The organism is Serratia nematodiphila DZ0503SBS1, assembly GCF_000738675.1.
Classification (GTDB): Bacteria; Pseudomonadota; Gammaproteobacteria; order Enterobacterales; family Enterobacteriaceae; genus Serratia; species Serratia nematodiphila.
The window spans coordinates 2920110-2943140 of the sequence record NZ_JPUX01000001.1; the positions used below are offsets into that span (position 1 = coordinate 2920110).

At 59.2% G+C, this 23031-nt stretch carries 23 protein-coding genes and 1 pseudogene; 10 read left to right on the forward strand and 14 right to left on the reverse strand.

What is annotated here, in order from left to right:
* Positions 1–3 precede the first annotated feature (3 nt).
* On the reverse strand, positions 4–936 hold the full coding sequence (locus JL05_RS13425) for a LysR family transcriptional regulator (RefSeq protein WP_033632694.1): 933 nt from the start codon (positions 934–936) through the stop codon (positions 4–6).
* 110 nt (positions 937–1046) lie between these two features.
* Here JL05_RS13425 and JL05_RS13430 point away from each other — a divergent pair.
* Positions 1047–2098, forward strand: a pseudogene (locus JL05_RS13430) (SDR family oxidoreductase).
* A gap of 44 nt (positions 2099–2142) precedes the next feature.
* On the opposite strand, the gene JL05_RS13435 reads toward JL05_RS13430, so the two are convergent.
* The 3 genes from JL05_RS13435 to JL05_RS24860 form a co-directional block, all read right to left on the reverse strand.
* Positions 2143–3150 (reverse strand): NAD(P)H-quinone oxidoreductase, encoded by a 1008-nt coding sequence (locus tag JL05_RS13435; RefSeq protein WP_033632695.1) that lies wholly within the window; start codon positions 3148–3150, stop codon positions 2143–2145.
* A gap of 153 nt (positions 3151–3303) precedes the next feature.
* The gene (locus tag JL05_RS13440; protein WP_004935132.1) at positions 3304–3513 is read right to left on the reverse strand and encodes a hypothetical protein; all 210 of its coding nucleotides are present in this window, start codon (positions 3511–3513) and stop codon (positions 3304–3306) included.
* A 511-nt stretch (positions 3514–4024) separates the two neighbouring features.
* Positions 4025–4402 carry a hypothetical protein gene (locus JL05_RS24860; protein ID WP_049188334.1) on the reverse strand — a complete coding sequence of 126 codons (378 nt, stop codon included), beginning with the start codon at positions 4400–4402 and terminating at the stop codon, positions 4025–4027.
* 377 nt (positions 4403–4779) lie between these two features.
* On the opposite strand from JL05_RS24860, the gene cspE reads away from it, so the two are divergent.
* Together cspE and dsrB are read left to right on the forward strand one after the other, a co-directional pair.
* The gene (gene cspE, locus JL05_RS13445; protein WP_004935122.1) at positions 4780–4992 is read left to right on the forward strand and encodes a transcription antiterminator/RNA stability regulator CspE; all 213 of its coding nucleotides are present in this window, start codon (positions 4780–4782) and stop codon (positions 4990–4992) included.
* 320 nt (positions 4993–5312) lie between these two features.
* Positions 5313–5513, forward strand: a complete 201-nt coding sequence (gene dsrB / locus JL05_RS13450) for a protein DsrB (RefSeq protein ID WP_004935117.1) — start codon at positions 5313–5315, stop codon at positions 5511–5513.
* A 217-nt stretch (positions 5514–5730) separates the two neighbouring features.
* Here dsrB and rcsA read toward each other — a convergent pair whose 3' ends face one another.
* On the reverse strand, positions 5731–6360 hold the full coding sequence (gene rcsA, locus JL05_RS13455; protein ID WP_004935115.1) for a transcriptional regulator RcsA: 630 nt from the start codon (positions 6358–6360) through the stop codon (positions 5731–5733).
* A 797-nt stretch (positions 6361–7157) separates the two neighbouring features.
* Between rcsA and JL05_RS13460 the strand changes: the two genes are divergently transcribed.
* Positions 7158–7799 (forward strand): GNAT family N-acetyltransferase, encoded by a 642-nt coding sequence (locus tag JL05_RS13460; RefSeq protein WP_079007628.1) that lies wholly within the window; start codon positions 7158–7160, stop codon positions 7797–7799.
* A 13-nt stretch (positions 7800–7812) separates the two neighbouring features.
* On the opposite strand, the gene JL05_RS13465 is transcribed toward JL05_RS13460, so the two are convergent.
* Positions 7813–9228 carry a pyridoxal phosphate-dependent decarboxylase family protein gene (locus JL05_RS13465; RefSeq protein WP_033633632.1) on the reverse strand — a complete coding sequence of 472 codons (1416 nt, stop codon included), beginning with the start codon at positions 9226–9228 and terminating at the stop codon, positions 7813–7815.
* Positions 9229–9329: 101 nt separating this feature from the next.
* Between JL05_RS13465 and JL05_RS13470 the strand changes: the two genes are divergently transcribed.
* Positions 9330–10205, forward strand: coding sequence for a LysR substrate-binding domain-containing protein (locus JL05_RS13470; protein WP_033632696.1), 876 nt, complete (start codon positions 9330–9332; stop codon positions 10203–10205).
* On the opposite strand, the gene JL05_RS13475 is transcribed toward JL05_RS13470, so the two are convergent.
* Positions 10202–11587, reverse strand: coding sequence for a CoA transferase (locus tag JL05_RS13475; RefSeq protein ID WP_033632697.1), 1386 nt, complete (start codon positions 11585–11587; stop codon positions 10202–10204). The genes JL05_RS13470 and JL05_RS13475 overlap by 4 nt on opposite strands.
* Before the next feature lie 61 nt (positions 11588–11648).
* A complete protein-coding gene (locus JL05_RS25580) occupies positions 11649–11810 on the reverse strand; it encodes a hypothetical protein (RefSeq protein ID WP_162837997.1) in 162 nt (53 codons plus the stop codon).
* Between the two features lie 434 nt (positions 11811–12244).
* Between JL05_RS25580 and JL05_RS13480 the strand changes: the two genes are divergently transcribed.
* Together JL05_RS13480 and mgtA are read left to right on the forward strand one after the other, a co-directional pair.
* Complete coding sequence (locus tag JL05_RS13480; protein ID WP_004935097.1) at positions 12245–12943, forward strand: MgtC family protein; 699 nt, start codon at positions 12245–12247, stop codon at positions 12941–12943.
* Positions 12944–13188: 245 nt separating this feature from the next.
* A complete protein-coding gene (gene mgtA, locus JL05_RS13485) occupies positions 13189–15888 on the forward strand; it encodes a magnesium-translocating P-type ATPase (RefSeq protein WP_033632698.1) in 2700 nt (899 codons plus the stop codon).
* 48 nt (positions 15889–15936) lie between these two features.
* Here mgtA and JL05_RS13490 read toward each other — a convergent pair whose 3' ends face one another.
* The 4 genes from JL05_RS13490 to JL05_RS13505 form a co-directional block, all read right to left on the reverse strand.
* On the reverse strand, positions 15937–16710 hold the full coding sequence (locus JL05_RS13490; RefSeq protein WP_004935091.1) for a DUF3307 domain-containing protein: 774 nt from the start codon (positions 16708–16710) through the stop codon (positions 15937–15939).
* A 2-nt stretch (positions 16711–16712) separates the two neighbouring features.
* On the reverse strand, positions 16713–17309 hold the full coding sequence (locus JL05_RS13495) for a hypothetical protein (RefSeq protein ID WP_033632699.1): 597 nt from the start codon (positions 17307–17309) through the stop codon (positions 16713–16715).
* 212 nt (positions 17310–17521) lie between these two features.
* Positions 17522–17701 (reverse strand): hypothetical protein, encoded by a 180-nt coding sequence (locus tag JL05_RS13500; RefSeq protein WP_004935085.1) that lies wholly within the window; start codon positions 17699–17701, stop codon positions 17522–17524.
* A 95-nt stretch (positions 17702–17796) separates the two neighbouring features.
* Positions 17797–18906: a YbdK family carboxylate-amine ligase gene (locus tag JL05_RS13505; RefSeq protein ID WP_004935083.1), complete on the reverse strand. Its 1110-nt coding sequence runs from the start codon at positions 18904–18906 to the stop codon at positions 17797–17799.
* Between the two features lie 151 nt (positions 18907–19057).
* On the opposite strand from JL05_RS13505, the gene JL05_RS13510 reads away from it, so the two are divergent.
* The 3 genes from JL05_RS13510 to arsC all read left to right on the forward strand — a co-directional run bounded on the left by JL05_RS13510 (position 19058) and on the right by arsC (position 21189).
* Positions 19058–19384 carry a metalloregulator ArsR/SmtB family transcription factor gene (locus tag JL05_RS13510; RefSeq protein WP_033632700.1) on the forward strand — a complete coding sequence of 109 codons (327 nt, stop codon included), beginning with the start codon at positions 19058–19060 and terminating at the stop codon, positions 19382–19384.
* 69 nt (positions 19385–19453) lie between these two features.
* Positions 19454–20743 (forward strand): arsenic transporter, encoded by a 1290-nt coding sequence (locus JL05_RS13515; protein WP_004935077.1) that lies wholly within the window; start codon positions 19454–19456, stop codon positions 20741–20743.
* A 14-nt stretch (positions 20744–20757) separates the two neighbouring features.
* Positions 20758–21189: a glutaredoxin-dependent arsenate reductase gene (arsC, locus tag JL05_RS13520; protein ID WP_033632701.1), complete on the forward strand. Its 432-nt coding sequence runs from the start codon at positions 20758–20760 to the stop codon at positions 21187–21189.
* A gap of 22 nt (positions 21190–21211) precedes the next feature.
* Here the strand turns inward: arsC and benD are convergent, their stop codons facing one another.
* Positions 21212–21994 (reverse strand): benzoate diol dehydrogenase BenD, encoded by a 783-nt coding sequence (benD, locus tag JL05_RS13525; RefSeq protein ID WP_033632702.1) that lies wholly within the window; start codon positions 21992–21994, stop codon positions 21212–21214.
* Positions 21995–21996: 2 nt separating this feature from the next.
* Positions 21997–23022, reverse strand: coding sequence for a benzoate 1,2-dioxygenase electron transfer component BenC (gene benC / locus JL05_RS13530; protein WP_031300652.1), 1026 nt, complete (start codon positions 23020–23022; stop codon positions 21997–21999).
* Between the last annotated feature and the right edge of the window lie 9 nt (positions 23023–23031).

Sequence of the window (23031 nt, forward strand, 5' to 3'; positions counted from 1 at the left end):
TGATTAGGCTCCCGGCGTCTGGCCGGGAGCATTCACTCCGTTAATTCCCTCGATCGCCGTCAACGCCTGCTGCAGATGCGCCACCCAGGCGCGCACTTTCTCCGGAATAAAACGTAAAGCGGGGTAGACCGCGTGCAGCGCCATGGGCGGGTAGCGGTATTCCGGCAAAACGGGCACCAGTGCCCCCGTCGCCAGCTGCTCGGCGATTAACGGCCGTTGGGCGCCGCCGATACCGGCTCCAGCCTCAATGGCGGCCAGCAGCGATAGCGTATTGTTGGCGCGGAACGTGGGCCGCACTGCAACCATCTCGGGGCCGTGCGGCCCGAACAGAGTGAGCGTATCGCCGTCGTTCAAACCGCTGTAACGAATGTGCGCATGTTTAGCCAGCTCCGCCGGCGAACGTGGAGCGCCATACTTGGCCAGGTAGGCCGGTGACGCCACCAGCAGGCGTTGCAGCTCGCCCAAACGTTTAGCCACCATGCCGGGCGCATGCAGTTCACCGAAACGCAGTGCCACGTCGATGCCTTCGCCGATCACGTCGGCGCGACGATCGTCCAGCAGCAGCTCGATGGCGAGGTTCGGATGACGTTGCTGGAAAGCGATGGCCAGCGGCGTGACGTGCAACTGCCCGAACCCGGTCGGGGCATGAATGCGCAGATTGCCCTGTAACTGGTGGTGCTGGCCGTGCAGCGATTCTTCCGCTTCGTCGACCGCCGCCAGAATCGGTTTGAGGCGCTGATAATAACTGCTGCCGGCATCGGTCAGGGTGACCGCCCGGGTGCTGCGAAACAGCAGTTGTGCCCTGAGTTGCTGCTCCAGGCCGGCGATTTGCTGACTGACCGCCGGCTGCGTCAAACGCAGATCGCGAGCGGCGGCCGACAGGCTGCCCAGCTCCGCCACCCGCATAAAGGTTTTCATTGCGTTCAGCTTATCCATGTCGATCTTGCCTCTAGATTTTTCTTATAAGTGTTAGTGTAAACACTCTTCTACCGCAAGTATTGCTAATCAATGACACTCAGGGTATCGACAACCTGAGGAGTGGCAAGATGAATACAAAGCGACAGGCATTGGTGATCGGCGCCAATGGCGTGATTGGGCGCCGATTGATTGAGGAGCTGACCGGCCAGGGCTGGCAAGTGGTGGGCGTCTCGCGCCGGGGGGGACAATCGGCGCCGGGGGTGCGCCACCTTCAGGTTGATCTGCTGGATGCGGCGGCGACGCGCGACGCGCTGCGGCCGCTGAGCGCGATTAGCCACGTTTTCTATGCCGCCTATCAGGATGCGCCGGACTGTGCGGGGCTGGTGGCGCCGAACCTGCAGATGTTGCAACACGTTGTCGAAGGGCTGGAGCCGATCGCGCCGGCGTTGGAGCACATCAGTTTGATGCAGGGTTATAAGGTGTATGGTGCGCATTTGGGGCCGTTTAAAACGCCGGCGCGCGAAAGCGATGCCGGGCATATGCCGCCGGAGTTTAACGTGGCGCAGCAGCAGTATCTGGCGCAGCGGCAGGTCGGCAAACGCTGGCGTTGGAGCGCCATCCGTCCAAGCGTGGTGGGGGCTTCTCCCTCGGCAACCCGATGAATCTGGCGTTAAGCATCGCGGTTTACGCGTCGATCAGCAAAGCGCTCGGGCTGCCGTTGCGCTTCCCGGGTAAACCGGGCGCTTACCACAGCCTGCTGGAAATGACCGACGCCGGGCTGTTGGCGCGCGCCACGCTGTGGGCGGCGACCGAACCTGTGGCGGCCAATCAGGCGTTTAATATCAACAACGGCGATCTGTTTCGCTGGAGCGAGATGTGGCCGAAAATCGCCGCTTACTTTGGGCTGGAATGCGCGCCGCCGCTGCCGATGTCGCTGGAGATCATGATGACGGACAAAGCGTCGCTGTGGCGGGAGCTGGCGCAGCGGCACCAATTGGCCGAACCGGACTATCGCGCGGTGGCCGGCTGGCGTTTCGCCGATTTCGTCTTTTCCTGGGACTATGACATGTTCGCGGATGGCAGCAAGGCGCGGCGCTTCGGTTTCCACCAGTTTGTCGAAACCGAAGCCATGTTTTTCTCACTGTTCGATGAGTTCCGCCGCCGCGGCATCATTCCCTGAACGTGGCATTGGTTTCCCCGCAGCACCGGCCGCGGGGAATGGGCTCAGAACGTCAGCATGATCTTGCCGATGTGCTCGCTGGACTCCATCAGCGTATGCGCGGCGGCGGCTTGCTCAAGCGGGAAGGTTTTAAAAATTTGCGGTTTCAGCACGCCGCGCTCCAGCAGCGGCCAAACCTTTTCGCGCAGATCGGCGGCAATCTGCGCTTTGTCCGCCACGCTGCGCGAGCGTAGCGTCGACCCGGTATGGGTCAGGCGTTTCAACAGCAGCGGCATCAGATTGAGCTCTTTCACCACGCCGTTTTGCGTGCCGATTTGTACGATGCGGCCTTCCATCGCTGCGGCCTGATAGTTTTTGGCGACATAATCGCCGGCGATCAGGTCGACGATGACGTCGGCGCCTTTACCGTTGGTGGCGTCTTTGGTGCGTGCGACAAAGTCTTCGCTGCGGTAATTAATCGCCACGTCGGCGCCCAGCGCCAGGCTGGCCTGACGTTTCTCTTCGGAGCCGACGGTGGTGATCACCTGGGCGCAGAAGGCCTTCGCCAGCATGGTGGCGACCGTGCCGATACCGGAGGTGCCGCCATGGATCAACACGGTTTCGCCGGCTTTGAGATGACCGCGCTGGAACACGTTGACCCAGACGGTAAAGAAGGTTTCCGGCAGCGCGGCGGCCTCGGTCAGGCTCAGCCCCGCCGGCACCGGCAACGCATTGCTTTCATGCACGGTGCAGTATTCCGCATAGCCACCGCCGGCGATAAGGGCGCAAACCCGATCGCCGAGCGCGAAGTGGGTCACGCCTTCACCGATGGCCACCACTTCGCCGGCAATTTCCAGGCCGGGGATATCCGAGGCGCCGGGCGGTGGCGCATAGTTCCCCTGGCGCTGCAGTACGTCGGGGCGGTTAACGCCGGCGGCGGCGATTTTCACCAGAAGTTGGCCCGCTTGCGGAGCGGGCACCGGGCGTTCGGTAACGACCAGAACGTCGGGAGCGCCCGGTTGGCTGATTTCAATCGCTTTCATCGTGCCGGGCAGCGCTGCATTTGTTGACATGGTTACTCTCCTCATCGTGGCGGACGTGGTTATCAGGCGAAACGTCCGCAATAAAGTCTGCTGTTAGCTTAGCGAAATCGAATGAGGCGCGCGTGGTTGAATAGAGCGGTTTTGCGAGGAAGAGGCGAAGCCGCCGCGATGGGCGGCAGGGCATTAATCGTTAGGCGGGATGCGGAACCCTTTTAACGAGACGATGAAGTGTTCTTTTCCTTTGGAGATTTTGGCGCCTTTATCGCACCACAGGCTGGCAAGCTGGAAGAAGTCGTCGCTGCCGATATCGTAAGCCAGTTCGATTTTCTTGGCGGTGCCGGCGCGGATGAGTTTTTCTGCTTCCTGATGGTTTGCAGCTTTAATTATGGTCATGGGCGAAATCCTTGGTGTTAAGCCAGAGCGGATAAACGCGAATCATCATATGGCCATAATGTGACAATTTTGTGATGAAAGCATGACAGCCCGCGAAGGCGCGGCGCGCGATGTGCCAGGCCTTCGCGGTGAAAGCGCGCTGTCGGTTACCGATCGTGCGGGCGGACGAGTGTGCTTTTTTTCTGAGATTTTAAATGCTTGTAGAGGGCGAAGCCCGTAATGCCGGCCAAGACGGCCAGGAGGGCAAGGGATCCTGTGGCCATGAACGTTACCTCCGAATAAGAATGGCAAGGAGGCGTATTTGTGACATTCATCACTTTGTGGGGCAATGAGAGCAATCTGTAATCGGAAGACGCTTTGAGGGATAGGCAAAAAAAAAAGCGCCTATAGGGAGGCGCATAAAGATTTGCAACACAGCTTGTTGTGTTCAACACCAGGAGGAGTGGTGAACTGAGGCATATTCTATGCAGCGGCAAAGGAGGCTGATATAGGTATTACTCCGAAAGCGCCACTACCACTCATACCCCAACTGAATGTTGTAATCGGGATCCTTATTGGTGGAATAGGGATCAGACTGGCGGCGGCGATCGGTTTTCTTCACCGGGCCTTCATACGCGGGATAAGGTTTGGCGCGCGGTTTGCTGCAGCCAGGATGATCGCACTCAATATCGACGCGAAAACCGCTTTTATCTCTCGCCTCTGTCCAGGCAATCGGCGGTTTTCCCGTTTTGGGTGCCGGCCCTGAGGGGGCAGGCGGCTTGGGCGCGGGAACCATGCTGGGGTCGGGGGCTTGATAATTGAGCTCCAGTGCACTCTGCGGAGCGCTGTAAGCGGCAAAGGCCAGCAGGGCGGCGGCACTGACAGCCGGTAATGTAAGCCATCTCGGCATGGTGAATCTCCCTGAATGATTTCGTCAGGCAACTATAAAACAGCAGAACGAGAATTACTATCATTTGCCTTGGGCGTTACGGGCGAGCCAGGCGGCGGCACTATCGGCAGACAGGGTCAAATCCTGTGCGTTTAGCCGAGATTAGCGTCCCATCGCGGCGAAAAAGGTTGCTATTGCCGCTCGCTCATGAGTTAATGATGTCGGCCTGTGGTACAGACCTATTTATGCACGACATTTTGAGTAAAGTAGTTCAAATTTAAAGCGTTATCCCGGATAGCCCTTCTCTGACGAATTTCCTTTCCAGTGCCTCCATAAGTAACTGATGACCGGCTACCTCGCCCATGGCGGCTTACATTTATTATTGAAGGAAATTAGACATGTCTAACATGATCAAAGGTCAAGTGAAGTGGTTCAACGAAGCTAAAGGTTTTGGTTTCATCACCCCAGCAGACGGCAGCAAAGACGTATTCGTACACTTCTCTGCTATCCAGGATCAAGGCTTCAAGACCCTGGCTGAAGGCCAGAACGTACAGTTCTCTATCGAGAATGGTGCGAAAGGTCCATCTGCGGCTAACGTTACCGCTATCTAATTGGCGTTTCCCGCTGATTGAAAAGAACCCGCTGCGGCGGGTTTTTTTATGCCTGCAATTTGGCAGCGCGCAAAAAAAAGCCCGCAAGTCTGCGGGCAAAAGTTCCTTGTTACTTCTTCATTTGCGAGCGCTTCTCTGGGGGGGAAACGCCTGAAGACAGGCTACGCGAGGCCGGCTTAAGATTCTGCGGCCAAACCGTTAAGAAAGTGAAAATCCAGGCGGCTGCTACGCTGATAGCAGAGGCCGGCAGGGCTGGAGCGGTGTCCATCGCCTCCGGTTTTGTAATACACTGACGGCAATCGCAAATAAGGGAGAAGGGTATGCAAGTTAACGATCGAGTGACGGTAAAAACAGACGGCGGCCCGCGGCGTGAAGGCGTCATTCTGGCCGTAGAGGTGTTCAACGAAGGCACCATGTACCTGGTTTCTCTTGACGACTACCCGGCGGGCGTATGGTTTTTTAATGAGATCGACAGCCGTGACGGCACGTTTGTGGAGCCCTGTCGCGAGCATGGGCAGTAACTTGGGCTAATCTCATTAATTTGCTAATGAAATTGTCCATTTTGAGATTATTTCATTGCGGTAAGATTTTTTTTATCGACGGCAAAAAAATACCCGTTGCGCTAGCGGGGGATAACGCAACAGGTATTTTTTTGTGGTTCCAGCGGCTGCTATCCAGATGACATTATCACCGGGTATTTAACGGCTGGTAAAACAGAGCGGGGGCGTTCTCTGTGGTTCAGCGGCTATTGACGAATATTCCACTGGTCAATGTATCGGTCAAACGAACAACGTGATAAATGATCTGCTTGTTGTGCGTTTTTATTTTCCGCTTGATGTTTCCCTTGTGGGAAGAGACCGTTTTGGCCTTTATTTGCATCTGGTCTGATATCTGGATGGTGCCTTGACCGGACATCCACATGCGTAACATGTTTGATTCAGTCTGGCTCAGCGTTACCGGCGTTTGATCCAGAGAGGATTTCTCCGTACGGAGGGACGTTCTCTCGAGATAGTGGCTAAGTAGCTGATTCATAGTCTCTGGCTTGATGGATTTTGACGATATGATGACGTTCTTGCGAACATATAAATAATCGTCGAAATGTACGTTGGTAATGGCCATGAAGATGAAGAATAACGTATCCGGGTGCAGTGAAATCACCCGTTTTATTCGCTCGGTGGCGTTTGCTTCGTGGATGAAGCAGTCCTCGTTAATAAACACCAGGCTCGGATTCAACTTGCTGCATTTTTCATGCAGGCTGTCAATGTCCTCGATGGCATTAATATGGCGCTTCTTCACGCCATGCGAAGTCAGATAGTCGGTTAACCCCAATCTGGTATAGCTGCATGAATCCATGATAATCGTTGGCATATCGCACCCCCACTTAAATCCGTTTTACTGCGGTAATATGAAAAAAAGCCTAAAAAGCCGAAAGGCAAAATGGAGCAATAATTCAGTGTAGCGAGTGTTCTATCAATAAACACGGCGTCACTCAATGATATTTTCATACTAAACTTATTAATTGCATGAATCTATAAGTTTGGCTTAAGTCAGAGCGATCTGCTGCTCGTCCAGCTTCGGCATGTTGAGCCTGATCTGCGCTTGGCGCCCGTGCCTGTCTGCATTGCTTGCCGCGAATCTGTTCATCATGTCACGAAACAAAATTTTAGTTTGCTAGGAAAAGTCTTAAAAAAAATTCATGTGTCGTTTTTTTGAAGTCTTTCAGCGCATTTTTTGAGTGATTAAAAAATGCCCTTCCTGAGGTTATTTTATTTTTTTGTTTAAAAATCATTAAGTTGTGTTGGTTTCCTGCTTTCCATGCTAATGATTAGCACTTCTTTTTTTATCATAACGGCAAACGAAAGTTAACATTATGGCCGGAATGTGTAGCTTATTTGTTGCTATAAATCACCGTTTTACAATGAGTTATCTGGATATTTATTTTACATGAAATAATTTTCGTGAATGTTTAACGGTGATTGAGTGATTTCTCTAAACTATCATCCTGCTGCCCGATCCGCAGGGGAGGAATGGCAGGTCGGAGTTGTCTCTGGCCCGCGTTGGTTTTAACTTGCCTCTCCACCTTTCAAAAACAGGATGTCGCGGTGAGACGGAATCAGTATGGGCAGCCGATAGGCGAAGCCCTCCCTCATTGGCAGCCGGCAGGCATGCCCGGGCACTCGCCACTGCAAGGGCGGTTTTGCCGCCTCGAACCGCTTAACCTCGAGCGCTGGGGGGAGGCGCTTTATCAGGCTTATCAATCCGCCGAGGACGATCGCGACTGGACTTATCTGTTCTGGGAACGGCCGCAGTCGCGCGCAGATTTCCAGCGTTATCTTCAGGCTCAGGCGTCCAGCGCTGACAGAAACACGATGGTAGTGATCGATCAGTCAAACGGGCGTGCGGTGGGAAGCTGCGCTTTTTTGCGCATCGATCCTGCCAACGGCGTGGCCGAACTGGGCACCATCAACTGGTCGCCGCTGATGAAGCGCAGCGCGCTGGGCAGCGAGGCGATTTTCCTGATGCTGCGGCATCTGTTCGACGATCTTGGCTACCGGCGATGCGAATGGAAATGCGATAGCCTCAATCTTCCTTCACGCCAGGCCGCCGAGCGCTTGGGTTTTCGCTATGAAGGCACCTTCCGCCAGGCCGTCGTCGTCAAAGGACGCACGCGCGACACCGACTGGCTGTCGATCGTCGACGGGGAATGGCCGGCGCGGCGCGCGGCGTTTGCCGCCTGGCTGTCGCCGGATAATATCGGCGATGACGGGCGGCAAGAACGGCGTTTGCAGGCCTTCCAACTCGGGTAATACGCCGCGCGCGTTAGGCCGTTTCCGCCAGGCAATGGCGCAGCGAGTCCAACGCCAGCCGGATGTCCTGTTCCTCCGTCATCCAGTTGACCAGTGCGGCTCGGATCCCCGGCTGACCGTTATAACGCGTAGGGGTGCAGCACACCACGCCGTGTCGGCTCAGGCGCTCGAGAAAGCGATCGCGCGCCGCCTCGCTGTCGCCCTGTGGATGGCTGAGTGCGAAGCAGACCACGTTCAAATTCACCGGCGCCAGCAGCTGGAAACCGTCATCGGCTGCCAGCGCCGCCCCCAGCGCCTGCGCCAATCGGACGTTGCGCTCGACGATATCCCGTATGCCGCTGCGGCCATAGGCTTTCAGCGTCAGCCAGAGCGGCAGGGCGCGGAAGCGGCGCGAATTCTCCGGCGTCAGATGCAGATAGTTGTCTGGCCGCAATGTCGGTGCTTCCAGGTAGGCCGAATGGTTCTGAAATACCTGCATTTGCAGATCCAAATGGCGGGTAAATTGGATCGCGCTGTCATAAGGCACGTTCAGCCATTTGTGTGCGTCGACAGTGATGGAATCGGCATGCTGCCAGCCCTCAAGCCTTGGAGCGTATAGCGGCGAGCAGGCCGCCACGCCGCCAAATGCCGCATCGACATGCAGCCAAAATGGATAACGTTCCCGCAGCGTCAGCAGACGCGGCAGGTCGTCGAACGCGACGGTGTTGACCGTACCGGCGCTGGCCAGCACCAACGTTGGCTGGCCGGCGCCGGCGGCGAGCTGCCGTTCCAGTGCTTCCATATCCATGGCTTCTGAGTCCGGCAGGCTGGCGATGGTCGTCAGCGCCTCGCGGCCGATACCGAGCATGCTGAGCGCCTTCACGCTGCTGGAATGTGGATTGGCCGACAATACCCGGATGGAACCCAGCGCCGCCAGGCCTTGTTGGGCGATATCTACGCCGTGCTGTTGTCCCAGCCACTGCCGGCCAATGGCCAGCCCGGTGAAATTGGCCATGGTCGCGCCGCTGACCAGGCTGCCGCTGAACGTTTCCGGCAGGCCCAACAGGGATTTCAACTGTGTCACGGCCGCCAGCTCGATCGTGGCTGCGATGGTATCATGGCTGAGTAGGCTATTTTGGTCTGTCACGCTAACCAGCCAGTCCGCTGCGACCGCCGCCGGGGTGCCGCCGCCGGTGACGAAGCCGAAATAACGCGGGCCGGCGCTGGCGGAAATGCCGGCCTGATAACGTTGCCAAAAGCGCTCCAGCGCCGCCAGGGCGCCTTCGCCGTTTTCATCTAGTCGATCGTCGCCCGGTTGCAGCTGCTGATGCTCGAGCGGCGGGCAGACCGAGCGTTGCTGCAGCCCGGTCAGAAAATCTTCCGCCAACTGGCGAGTGTGGTCGAGGATCTGCGGAAACTGTGCGAGGTCTTGTTGTAAACGTGGGTGCATGGCGGCTCCGAAAGCGTCAGGGATGATGGGGTAAACATAGAACATTTGCCTGCCGGTCAAAATCGATGAAAAATAACCTTTTTGGATAGCCTGGTTAACCAATGATGAATGAACGCATTCCCCTGCATGTCTTGCCGACCTTTGCGATCGCCGCCAGGTTGGAAAATTTGCGCGCCACGGCGCAGCAGGTGCATTTGACGCACGGTGCGGTCAGCCAGCAAATTCAGTTGCTGGAGCAGGCGGTCGGCTATCCGCTGTTTGAACGGCGCGGGCGCGGCGTGCGCCTGAATGCGGCCGGGAAAGAGATGCTGGCGGCGGTGGAACCGGCGCTGCAGGCGCTGCAGCAGGGTATCGCCCGCGCCCGGCGTGCGGCGACAAGCCAGACGCTGCGCATCAGCGTGTTGCCGTCTTTTGCCCATTATTGGCTGTTGCCGCGTCTGCCGGCATTCCATGAAGCCTGCGCCGATATTGCGCTGGATATCGATGCGTCGCTGGCGCTGCAGGATCTGTCGCAGCGTGGGTTTGATGCGGCGATCCGCATCGGCAGCGGTCAGTGGGCGGGGCTGCAGGCGCAGTGTATTGCGTCGGGCGACGTGCTGCCTGTCGCCTCGCCGGATATGGCGCGAGAATGGGGGGCGGCGTTCGAGAACGGTGGCGAAGTTCCCTTGCTGGAACACGACGTCAGTCCCTGGCGCGATTGGTTTAATGCACAAGGGCGCTCGCTGTGCGGGCGGCAACAGGCGTTGTTCAACGATGCCGGATTGTTGATTCGCGCGGCGGAGCAAGGGTTTGGCATCGCGCTGGCGAAAAAGCTGCTGGTGCAGGATGCCCTCGACGCCGGGAGACTGGTGGCGTTGGCCGCGCCCTGTCGCCTGAGCGATGACGACGTTTATCTGGTGTGGCCGCAGACCGCCGGGCTGACGCCGGCGGTCACCCGCTTGCTGCAGTGGCTGCAGCAACAGTTGGCGGCGATTTAGCGGCGTAGCCATTCCGGCTGCGCGGTGCCGAGCGTGGTCGCCGGCAGCGCCCATTGCAGCGTCGTACCCTGCAGGCTTAGCGGGGCGCGCAGGCGTTGCGCGGCCCCCCAGTAAGTCAATTCCGTTTCCGGGTTCTCGTCGGCGGGGCCGGCCGGCGCCAGCGGTTCCGGCCGATAATCTGCCGAACAGGGATGCGCCAGCAGCAGCTGCGCCGTGCGCGCCAGCGACAGCCGCGCGTGGTAGCCGGTGCCGCGGCTCAGGCGCTGCGCCATACCGGTCAGCACCGCCGCCGCCATCAAATAGCCGGTGGCGTGATCCAGAGCCTGTACCGGCAACGGCACCGGCAAACTGGCGCTACGCCAAACCATGCCCGCTTCCGCCAACCCGCAGCTCATCTGTACCAGGCTGTCGAAACCGCGCCGGGTGCGCCACGGCCCGCTCCAACCGTAGGCATTCAGGCAGACGTCTATCAGGCCCGGCGCCAGCGCGCGCCTTTCCTCCGCGCCATAACCCAACTTCTCCAGCGCACCGGCACGGTAGCCGTGCACGATCACGTCGGTGTTTCTCAGCAGATGTTCAAACGTATGGCGATCGTGCGCATTGGTCAGGTTGAGGCGCGCGCTGCGCTTGCCCAGCATGACTTCGTGTTCAACGCCGGGCTCATCCCAACCGTAGGGATCGATGCGCAGCACGTCGGCACCCAAACCGGCAAGAAAACGCGTGGCGATCGGCCCGGCGAGAATGCGCGTCAGATCCAGCACCCGTACGCCGTGCAGCGGCCGGGCGACGGGAAGCGCCCAGCCCGGCGGTGGCGCTTCCGGCTGCAGCGAGGCGTGGATCAGCGGTTCGAGCGCTACGCTTTTGCCCTGAATATGTTGTCGCCACGCGGCCGCCGAGCGCATTTGGGCCGCGCAGCCGCCGGCTTCGATCACCGCTTCCTCCAGCTCGCTTTTTTTCCAGCCCAGCACGCGTTCCGCCAGCGTGCCTTTATCCGATGCCGAACCCAGCACTTGCTCCACCGCTCGCCGATGGTGCGGCGCATTGGTATGCAGGCGTATCCAGCCATCCGTCGTCGCATAGTCGCCGGCCAGCGCGTCCCAGGCCGCAGGCAGCGTCCACCCCAGCGGACGCAGCGTCCAGCCGAACCAGAGCGAGGCCAGGCGTTGATCGACCCAGACCTGCGGCGCGTTGGCTGCCTCGCGGCGAAGCAACTCGGCGCAGGCCAAACCGGCGGCGCTCCAGGCGGCGGTAGCCAATTCGGTTACGGGAAAAGCCGAAGGCAATGCGCCGGTGCCGCTTACGGTTAGCCGGTCGGCGGGGGCGGGGCGCTGCCCCAGGCTTTGCCAAATTTCGTCGAGCAGAGTGTGGATCAGAGGCGTCATCGGCCACTCCTTACGGGTTGTCGGAAATATAGCCTAGCGTAGCCCACCGCCGGCGACCTTGCTAAGGCGCAACGTCGAACGTGCGGCCATCGGCCAGTTTGGCGCGCAGGCTGCGGGCCGCTACGCCGGCGAATGGCTGCGCGCTGAAGTTGGCGGTCAGCGCTTTGTCCCACAGGGCCTGATGCAGCGGCCGGAAGGCGGCGTCGGCGCCCAATGTCGCCATCTTCTATTTGTGACATTGGAATATCATTGCGGTATTCCAGTTTATTTTTCGTTTAATAAATTGGCCTTTACTTCATTACCCGACGTCACTATACTCAGCCAAAATTTCGGTGGAGAAACCCAATTGGACAGTTGTAGTTGTAATAAAATAAATAAGGCAAGCTGACCAATTATCTTCTGATTTGTTGCTTGCCGTTATCGGCGGGCAGCACCCCTCTCCAGTTATTTCTGAGCTGTGCATACCCGAATAAGAAAACGTTTCCTGATGCCAAGTGGCTTCAGGCGAATTGAGTTGGACGTTATTATGGTATTCTGCAGCCACAGCCTTTTCCCTCCAGGCATGACACGCTGATTCGCTGATTTATTTTCAGCGCGTTTTCGCGTGTGCTAAACAGCACATGATTTTATCTCCTGTGGTTAATTAAGGGGAAAGTCATGGCTATGACTCCTTTCGTTTTAAATTTATTGCTGGCGATGTGCCTGGGCGCGGTGATTGGCGCCGAGCGCCAGTGGCGCCAACGCATGGCCGGCCTGCGCACCAATGCGCTGGTGGCGACCGGTGCGGCGGTCTTCATTCTCAGCTCTATGTCCACCGATCCGGCCAGCGCCGGCCGGGTGGCCGCGCAGATCGTCTCGGGTATCGGCTTCCTCGGCGCCGGCGTAATCATGCGTGAAGGGCTGAACATTCGCGGCCTCAACACCGCCGCCACGCTGTGGTGTTCGGCGGGGATCGGCGTCCTGTGCGGCCTGGGCCAGCATTGGGATGCGGTGGTCGCCACGCTGGTGATCCTGTGCGCCAATATCCTGCTGCGCGAGGCCGCGCAGCGCATCAACCTGCAGCCGCACCAGCAGGCGACCGATCTGGAACTGTGCTATCGCATTCAGGTGACCTGCGGCGAGCAGGATGAAATTCTGGTGCGCACCCTGATTCTGCAGGCGCTGAACGGCGTCGCCTTGCGGCTGCAATCCTTGCGCAGCGCCGATATTGCCAGCCCGGGGCAATTGGAAGTGTGCGCGGAAATTACCGCTACGCCGGCCGCGCAAAAAGAAATTGAGGGTATTGTTTGCCGCGTCAGTCTGGAAAAAAGCGTGAGTGCCGTGCGTTGGCGCGTCGCGTCCGAATTACCGGTCTGAGTAATAATATAAATATTGATTAACTTGATTATATGTTCGGTTTTATTCATGAGTACCTTGAATAACGCGGAGCATTAAGGAGGCGTTATGGACGATGACCCCGGAAGGGAAATGATTCTTGCGTGGCTGACAGGGTAATCACGCTATTCAGTCACGCTAATTAAAAAAATTCCACTCTGCGCAGAGTCACCTGTTTATCGGGCGGGATCTCCCTGTGCGCAGAACGAAAATAAGAGAATAGCGTTATGACTCAGATTAATGAAAGAATGCGTCGCCGTGATAAAGACGCGGTGACCTACGCCATTGCGCAAGAGGCGACCAACAGCATCGCCCAAACGCTGGCGAACCTGAAGTGCAACCGCAACGGCTTGACCCAGGACGATGCCGATGAGCGGCTGGAGCAGTTCGGCGCCAACCAGGTCGCCCACGACAAGGCGCCGCATGCCTTGATTCAGTTGATCAAGGCCTTTAACAACCCGTTTATCTTCGTGCTGATGGTGCTGGCTGCGATCAGTTTCTTTACCGATTATTGGCTGCCGCTCCAGAGCGGTGAAGAAACTGAACTCACCGGCGTCATTATCATTCTGACCATGGTCACGTTGAGCGGGCTGCTGCGGTTTTGGCAGGAATACCGCACCAACAAAGCGGCGGAAGCGTTGAAGTCGATGGTGCGCACCACCGCTACGGTGCTGCGCCGCAGCAGCTACAGCGCGCATCCGCTGACGCTGGAAGTGCCGATCCGCGAACTGGTGCCGGGGGATATCATTCAGCTCTCCGCCGGTGACATGGTGCCGGCCGACGTGCGTCTTATCGCCTCGCGCGATCTGTTCATCAGCCAGGCGATTTTGACCGGCGAAGCGATCCCGATCGAGAAATACGATGCCATGGGCAACGTGGCGCAGAAGTCGAGCGAAGGGGAAGTGTCCAGCGAGAACGCGCTGCTTGAGCTGTCCAATATCTGCCTGATGGGCACCAACGTCGCCAGCGGCACCGCCACGGCGGTGGTGGTGGCAACCGGCGGGCGCACTTACTTCGGCTCGCTGGCCAAGTCGATCGTCGGTTCGCGGGCGCAAACCGCGTTCGATCGCGGGGTGAACAGCGTCAGCTGGCTGCTGATTCGCTTCATGCTGGTGATGGTGCCGGTGGTGTTGCTGATCAACGGCTTCACCAAAGGCGACTGGAGCGAGGCGGCGCTGTTCGCACTGGCGGTGGCGGTCGGCCTGACGCCGGAAATGCTGCCGATGATCGTCAGCTCCAACCTGGCGAAAGGGGCGATCGCCATGTCACGCCGCAAGGTGGTGGTGAAGCGCCTGAACGCCATTCAGAACTTCGGCGCCATGGACGTGCTCTGCACCGACAAGACCGGCACCCTGACCCAGGATCGCATCATTCTCGAGCACCACATCGACGTCACTGGCGCCAGGGATAACGAGGTGTTGCACCTGGCCTGGCTGAACAGCTTCCATCAGAGCGGCATGAAGAACCTGATGGACCAGGCGGTGATCCGCTTTGGCCGCGGCAAACCGGGGATCGAAGCCCTGGGCCGTTTCAGCAAGGTGGATGAGCTGCCGTTCGATTTCGTGCGCCGCCGTTTGTCGATCGTGGTGGCGGACGAAAATGGCACGCAGCAGCTGATCTGTAAGGGCGCGGTAGAGGAGATGCTCGAGATCGCCACCCACGTGCGCGAAGGCGACAAAACGCTGGAACTGGACGACGCGCGCCGTGCGGCGCTGCAGGCGCTGGCCCGCGAGTATAACGAAGACGGTTTCCGCGTGCTGGTGCTGGCGACGCGCGAGCTGGATGCGCAGCGCCCGGCCGAACCGCTGAGCGTGGCCGACGAGCGCGACATGGTGGTGCAAGGGCTGCTGACTTTCCTCGATCCGCCGAAGGAGAGCGCGCAGCAGGCGATCGCCGCACTGCAGGAAAACGGCGTGACGGTGAAGGTGCTGACCGGCGACAACCCGGTGATCACCTGCAAGATTTGCCGCGATGTCGGGCTGGAGCCGGGTGAGCCGCTCTCCGGGCTGCAGATTGAACAGATGGATGACGAAGAGTTGGCGCGCGAAGTGGAACAGCGTACGGTCTTCACCAAGCTGACGCCGCTGCAAAAATCGCGGGTGCTGAAAATGCTGCAGAGCAACGGCCATACCGTCGGCTTCCTCGGCGACGGCATCAACGATGCGCCGGCGCTGCGCGATGCCGACGTCGGCATTTCGGTCGACACCGGCACCGACATCGCCAAGGAGTCGGCGGACATCATCCTGTTGGAAAAGAATCTGATGGTGCTGGAAGAGGGGGTGATCAAAGGGCGCGAGACCTTCGGCAATATCATCAAGTACCTGAACATGACCGCCAGCTCCAACTTCGGCAACGTGTTTTCGGTGCTGGTGGCCAGCGCCTTCATCCCGTTCCTGCCGATGCTGGCGATCCACCTGTTGATTCAAAATCTGATGTACGACATTTCCCAGCTGTCGCTGCCGTGGGACAAGATGGACAAAGAGTTCCTGCGCAAGCCGCGCAAGTGGGATTCCAAAAACATCGGGCGCTTTATGCTGTGGATTGGGCCGACCTCGTCGATCTTCGATATTACGACCTATGCGCTGATGTGGTACGTGTTCGCCGCCAACAGCGTAGAACACCAGGCGCTGTTCCAGTCCGGCTGGTTCATTGAGGGGCTGCTGTCGCAAACGCTGGTGGTGCATATGCTGCGCACCCAGAAGATCCCGTTCATTCAGAGCACCGCGGCGCTGCCGGTGTTGCTGACCACCGGGTTGGTGATGGCGCTCGGCATCTACATTCCGTTCTCACCGCTCGGCGCCCTGGTTGGCCTGCAGCCGCTGCCGTGGGAATACTTCCCGTGGTTGGCCGCAACGCTGGTCAGCTACTGCGTGGTCGCGCAGTTGATGAAGCGTTTCTATATCCGCCGCTTTGGCGAGTGGCTCTAAGCCGCCTCGGCGTTCACTTCGGGGGCGAAATTTTTCGCCCCCGCACCGCTACAGCAGTTTGTTGACCAGCAGGCCGAGCATGATGGTCAGCGTGAAGGAAAACAGCGTGCCGAGCAGCACATACTCGGTACGCATCTTATCGTCGCTCTGGCGCAGATCGCCGAAACGGAAGATAGATTTGGCCGCCAGTAAAAAACCGATCGCCGGAATTTGCCCCAGCAGCACGAAGGTCAGGATCAGCGTTCTTTCCAGGTAGCCAATCTGTTTGCCCGCGCGCAGCAGCGAGTCGTTGTCGGCCTTGGCCGAAGGCGGCATTTGCGGCGTCCAGTGCGCCAGCAGTTGCCCAATCAGCAGGCTCATCGGCAGATAAATCAGGCTGTAGGCCACCAGCACCAGGCCGGTTTGCCAACGCCCCAGCTGCCGCCCCAGCGCGGCGAGCAGTTCACCGGCATTCGGCGTCAGCCCCAGCCACAGCAAGGCGATCACCGCCAGATGCAATCCCTGATCGAGCAGAAAGCTGCGGGCCGGGCTCAGACGGTTCATCGCGGTGACTTTCAGCAAATCGATCAGGTAGTGGCTGACGGCGATGGCCAGCAGGCTGGCCAGCACCTGCAGTGAAGAAAGCCCGCCGTGCAGCAGGCCGAAACCGGCCACCGCCCAGGCGGCCAGCACCCCGTGCAGCAACGCGTGCAACAGCAGAAAACGCGAACGCGCGCGATGTTGGATTTTATCTTCCACCCAACTCAGCGGCTGCAGCGGAAAATCCGCCAGCAGATGGACGAGCAACAGCCAGGCCAGCAAAGGCGCATAGGTCAGATCCATGGTCAGACGATCCTGTTAATGGCGTGAATAAACCGCATGATTTCCTCGTAGGCCGCGCGTTTCAGCGCGGCGGAGACCGTGGAGGCGGCTTTTTGCAGCTGGTCCGCCACGGCGGCGCCGCTGTCGGCGAACATTCTCGCCTGAACGATGCGCGCTTCGGCCTGTGACAGGCGGCCAATCACATGATCTAACATCGGCAGCAGATCGCTGACAATGGTGTTTGTCCGATCGTTGTCGGTTTTCAGAGCCAGCCGGCAATTTTTTGCCATGGCGTCCAGCGCGCTGCCGGAGTTGATAAAGGCGCTGCCGTAACCGGCGGCGTCGGGCCGTTGGCTACCCAGCCCGACGGCGATGCGCGCATCCCAGTGCGCGGCGCCCATCGCCCGCAGCGCGAGGCGTATGTACACCGCCAGCAACAGCCCGTCCTCCGGGGCGGCCTGCGCCTGGAAGGCATCGCCGCGAAAGATTTCCACCTGATGCAGCCGCCCGTCACGCCGCAGCCGATCGAGCAGGTTATGCAGCCCATTGAGGTAGTTGACGGTGTCTGATCGGCGGGAATCGACCAGATCGCCGCTGATTACGCTGATTGGCGTCGGCATGGCGTGTTCCATTATTTGCGGAGGGATGACTATAAATTCGCACCTGGATACGAATATGTCAATAATTCGCCTCTAGGTACGAATTTATGGGGTTTTCGCCTGTGAGGGCGAAACGGGCAGGATGAGGAACGTGGGATGAACGGCCGGGAATGCGCGGGCCTGCCAGGCTCGCCACCGGCGGCGTAGAGGGGAAATGGCCGGCAACCGGCTGTTCAGAAGCTTTTAACCAGCACGTCACGCGGCATTTCGCTGCCGTGTTTCAGCAGATGCTCAAACGATCGCTCGCTGCTTTTCAGCTGCTGCAAAAACTCCTGCGGCGACAGATCGTGCTTTTTGCCGCTCATGTAAGCCAGCGCCAGTTCTTTTGCCTGATAGCGGGAGAAGTTGTACATGGTGTCCTCGATACGGTGAATGTCAGTGCTCACGATTGTAGCGAAAGAGCACATAATGAACAGCGGCTTTGGCGTATGGAATCGATAGCCGAAACTTAACTTGCAGGCTGCAACAGCTCATCGCACAGGCGCTTGATCACCTGAGCTTGCGGCAGGCCGTTGTGCAACATCTGGCGGATATGCTCCGAATCGCTGATGCCCTGGCGGACATGGCGCTCGACGGCCTGCAGCAGGGCACGATCCTCCCGTCGCTCGGCAAAACCGCTCAGCGCTTCGAGAGTGTGCAGGATGTGGGCGGTCAGGCTGCTGCGGCGCAGCGTCGCGGGATCGACGTATTCGGCGGCAAAGCCGCTGCGATAGGCGTTGATCTTGTTGTAATTGGTGAAGGCATCGTATTCCGGCGCGATCGGTGAGCGGTGCTGCAACAGAAAATCGGCCAGCAGGCGGCAGTAACCGACCAGCAGCACGGCGTGGGTGAGGCGCAGCGGTGTATCGCAGATGCGGATCTCTACCGTGCCCAGCTCCGGTTTTGGCCGCGCATCCCAGTAAATATCCTTGACGCTTTCAATCACGCCTGCGGCATTCAACCGTTCGTAGTAGGCGTTGAATTCATGCCAGCTGTAGATGTGTTCCAGGCATCCGTAGTTGGGGAAGGAGTTCTGGGCGCTGAAGCGGGAACTGGCAAAGCACGTGTCGACCCCCTGATACAGCGGCGACGAGGCGCTGAGCGCGATCAACTGCGGAAAGTAGGGCGTCAGCGCATGGCACAGGTACATCGCTTCGTCCCCGTCGTTGACGCCGAGGTGAATGTGTTGGCCGAACACGCAGGCCAGCTTGGAGAGATAGCCAAAACGGCTGGCCAGCTGCCTGTAGCGCGCGTTGTCGCTGATGACCTGCTTGCGCCAGTCGTTGCTCAGGTGGCGGCCACCGCCGCAGACGTCACAGCCCAGGCGCTGCGCGCTGCGTCGGACGGTATGGGTCAGGGCGCGCAGCTCGGTGTGCAGCTCATCGAGATCGCGGTGCACCGAGCTGTTCAGCTCCACCATCGATTTGGTGAGCTCATGCTTGACGCGCCGGCGGTCGCCGACCGCGCTGACCACCCGATCGGCTCGATCCGTAAGGTCGTAGTGCTCGGCATCGACCAGCTGTAACTCTATTTCGGTGCCGATGGAGAGCCTTTCCGAACGTTTGAATGTGAGCGGCATGGTACCTCCTTCCTGCAAGAACGGCATAAAGATAAGTATATGTCTCGGTGAGGAGGGCAACGTTTTGCATTTTATATTTGTTTTTTCGCATGTGAAGCTGGTATCTTCACGAGCGAGTTGTGGTGAAGAGAAAGGTTAACGGGAGTGTGACATGTCGTCATTGACGCCGCTGAAGCTGTTTAAAAACCTGTCTGACGAGACGCGTCTGACCTTGGTGCTGCTGTTGCGCCACGCCGGTGAACTGTGCGTGTGCGAGCTGTCGGGCGCACTGGCGCTGCCGCAACCCAAGATTTCAAGGCATCTGGCGATGCTGCGTGAAAGCGGGCTGCTGCTCGATCGGCGCGAGGGTAAATGGATACATTATCGCCTGTCGCCGCATATGCCGGCCTGGGCGGCGGCGATTATTGAGCAGGCTTATCAGTGCCGGCCAGAACAGATGACGGAGTTAGCGCAACGCGTGGCGAAAGGTTGCCCGTAACGGTAAAAAATTTACGCAAACACATATGAAAAATCGAATATGTAAACTTAAAGGGGCGGAAGGACAGCGATGATAGTGGCAGGGGCGATCTTTATTCTGACGTTGATCTTGGTCATCTGGCAACCGAAGGGGCTGGGTATTGGCTGGAGTGCGTCGATCGGGGCGGGATTGGCATTATTGAGCGGCGTGGTGCACGTCGGCGACATCCCCGTGGTATGGCAGATAGTCTGGAATGCGACTGCGACCTTTATCGCCGTCATCATCATCAGCCTGTTGCTGGATGAAAGCGGCTTTTTTGCCTGGGCCGCCTTGCACGTCGCGCGCTGGGGCAACGGCAAGGGCCGCTGGCTGTTTACCTATATGCTCCTGTTGGGCGCGGCGGTGGCGGCGCTGTTCGCCAATGACGGCGCCGCGTTAATCCTCACGCCGATCGTGATCGCCATGCTGTCGGCGCTCGGTTTTCGTCCTGCGGCGGTGCTGGCTTTCGTCATGGCGGCGGGTTTTATCGCCGATACCGCCAGCCTGCCGCTGGTGGTGTCCAACCTGGTGAATATCGTTTCGGCGGATTTCTTCCACTTGGGCTTTACGGAGTATGCGGCGGTGATGGTGCCGGTCAACCTCGTCGCCGTGGCGGCGACGCTGGTGATGTTGCATTTGTTCTTCCGCAAGGATATTCCGCCGGGCTACGCGTTGACGCGTTTACCGGTACCGCGGGAAGCGATCCGCGATCGCGCGACGTTTCGAGCCGGTTGGGCGGTATTGGCGCTGTTGCTGATCGGCTTTTTCGCCCTGGAACCGCTCGGCGTGCCGGTGAGTTTGGTCGCCGCCTGCGGCGCGCTGGTGCTGCTGGCGGTAGCGAAACGCGGGCGGGCGATCGATACCGGCAAAGTGCTGCGCGGGGCGCCCTGGCAGATCGTGATTTTCTCGCTGGGTATGTATCTGGTGGTCTATGGGCTGCGCAATGCCGGCCTGACCGATCTGCTGTCCGGCGTGCTGGATGCGCTGGCGCGGCAGGGGCTGTGGGCGGCGACGCTCGGCACCGGCTTCCTGAGCGCGTTTCTCTCTTCCGTCATGAATAACATGCCGACGGTTCTGGTAGGGGCGCTGTCGATCGACGGCAGCAGCGCGGAAGGCGTCATCAGGCAGGCGATGATTTACGCTAACGTCATCGGCAGCGATCTCGGCCCCAAAATCACCCCGATCGGCAGCCTGGCCACGTTGCTGTGGCTGCATGTGTTGGCAAGGAAAAACATCGTCATTACCTGGGGCTATTACTTCCGCGTGGGACTGGTGATGACGCTGCCAATTCTGTTCGTCACCCTGGCCGCGCTGGTGCTGCGGCTGTCCGTTTTGCCATAACCGGAGCAACTGACATGAGCGACATCAAAATTTATCACAACCCGGCCTGCGGCACGTCGCGCAATACGTTGGCGCTGATCCGCAACAGCGGCGCTGAGCCGGAGGTGATTCTGTATCTGGAAACGCCCCCCAGCCGCGAACGGTTGATTGCGTTGCTGGCCGACATGAACATGACGCCGCGCGCGTTGTTGCGTAAAAACGTCGAGCCTTACGCCGAGCTGCGGCTGGACGACGGCGCCTGGAGCGACGATCAACTGATCGACTTCATGGTGCAACAGCCGCTCCTGATCAATCGCCCCATCGTGGTGACGCCGCTTGGCACGCGCCTGTGCCGTCCGTCGGAGGCGGTGTTGGAGATTCTGCCGGATCCGCAGCGCGGCGCCTTCAGCAAAGAGGACGGCGAGCCGGTGATCGACGCGCAGGGCCGCAGGATAACCAAAGGCTGATCGCTGCGGCCCTGCGCCTGTTTCATCCCAAATCGCCGCCGGCGACCGGCAGCACCGTTCCGTTAATGTAACTGGCTTCGGCGCTGGCGAGGAACAGAATAGCGGCGGCTTGTTCATCGACGCTGCCGTAGCGGTGCATCAGACTGCTGTCGAGCGTTTGCTCAACCACCTGCCGATACCACCGTTCCTCCTGCTGCGTCGGGGATTCGCGGTTGCGTGGCGTCAGCCGCGGCGGCGCTTCGGTGCCGCCCGGCGCCGTGGCGTTGATGCGAATGCCGGCTCCAGCGTATTCAAAGGCCAGTGATTGGGTCAGGGCGTTGACGCCGCCTTTGGCTGCGGAATAGGGAACGCGATTGACGCCGCGCGTGGCGACCGAAGAAACGTTGACGATCACTCCGCTCCCCTGCGCCAGCATATGCGGCAACGCGGCGCGGCAACCCCATAGCGTCGGGAACAACGAGCGCCGAATCTCCGCCTCAATCTGTTGCGGCGCATAGTCGGCAAATGGTCGCGCCCAGATGGTGCCGCCCACATTGTTCACCATAATATCCACGCGCCCAAAGTGCTGTTGCACCTGATCCAGCGCCTCGCGTGCTTCTTCCCAGTGCTCCAAATCGGCCTGCAGGGCGATGATATCGGTGCCGCGTTCGCGTAAAACGGCTACGACCTCCTCCAGATAGGGGGTGCGATCGATCAGCGCCAAACTCGCCCCTTCCCGAGCCGCGCGTTCGGCCACCGCTTTGCCGATGCCTTGAGCGGCACCGGTTATCGCCATTACCTGGCCGCTGAAACGTGACTTATCCATGGTCAACTCCTCTGATCGGCCTGGCTGGGGGCGAACTTCTCATAATGGAAGCTATTCGGGATAAAGGCGCGTCGCTGGAAATCGCCAAGCACCGCTTCCACCATCGGCGGCGGCCCACACAGGTACACGTCCAGGTCACCCTTATTGAGCAGGCTTTCGTCGAGATGCTGGGTGACATAGCCTTTATGCGGCGACAGCGACACCTCACTGGCTACACAGCTCAGATAGCTGAAATTCGGCAGGCGCCGGCGATATGTCTCCAGCTGTTCCAGCTTGACCAGATCGTGGTCATGGGTGACGCCGTAGATCAGATGCACCGGCTGTTTGCTGCCGCCGAGTGCCAGATGTTCCAGCATGGAAAGGAACGGCGCCAGCCCGGTGCCGCCGGCCAGAAATAACATTGGCCGCACCGGCGTGCGCAAATAGAAACTGCCCTGCGGGCCGCGCAGACGGATCGCGTCGCCGGGTCTCGCCTGTTCAGTCAGATAACGGCTCATTATGCCGCCGGGCACGTTACGCAGCAGAAAAGAGAGTTGCCGGCTACCGGGCGGCGAACTGAACGAATAGGCGCGGCTGACCACGCTACCGGGAACGTCGATATTCACATATTGTCCCGGCAGGAACGCGATGCCCCGCTCATCATCCAGCGTCAGGCAGAACTCGATGGCGCTGTCCGACAGGGCGGTGGCGGAGGTGACGGTGGCGGTAAACATTTCGCTGGCGGTTTTACACATCGTCGAGGGCATCGGCACCTCAATGACGCAGTCCGAGAGCGGCACCATCTGACAGGTCAATACCCGCCGCTGTGCGGCTTCCTGCTCTGACAGCGCCTCTTCCAGGTAGTCATCGCCCAACTGATACTCTCCTTGCTCACAGTGGCATTTACAGGTGCCGCATACGCCGTCCGAGCAGTCCATCGGCAGGTTGATCTTTTGTCGGTAGGCGGCGTCGAGTACTCTTTCATTCGGATTGCATTGAATAAAGCGGCTGACACCGTCTTCAAAATTAAGGGCAACGGTAAAAGACATACCTCACCT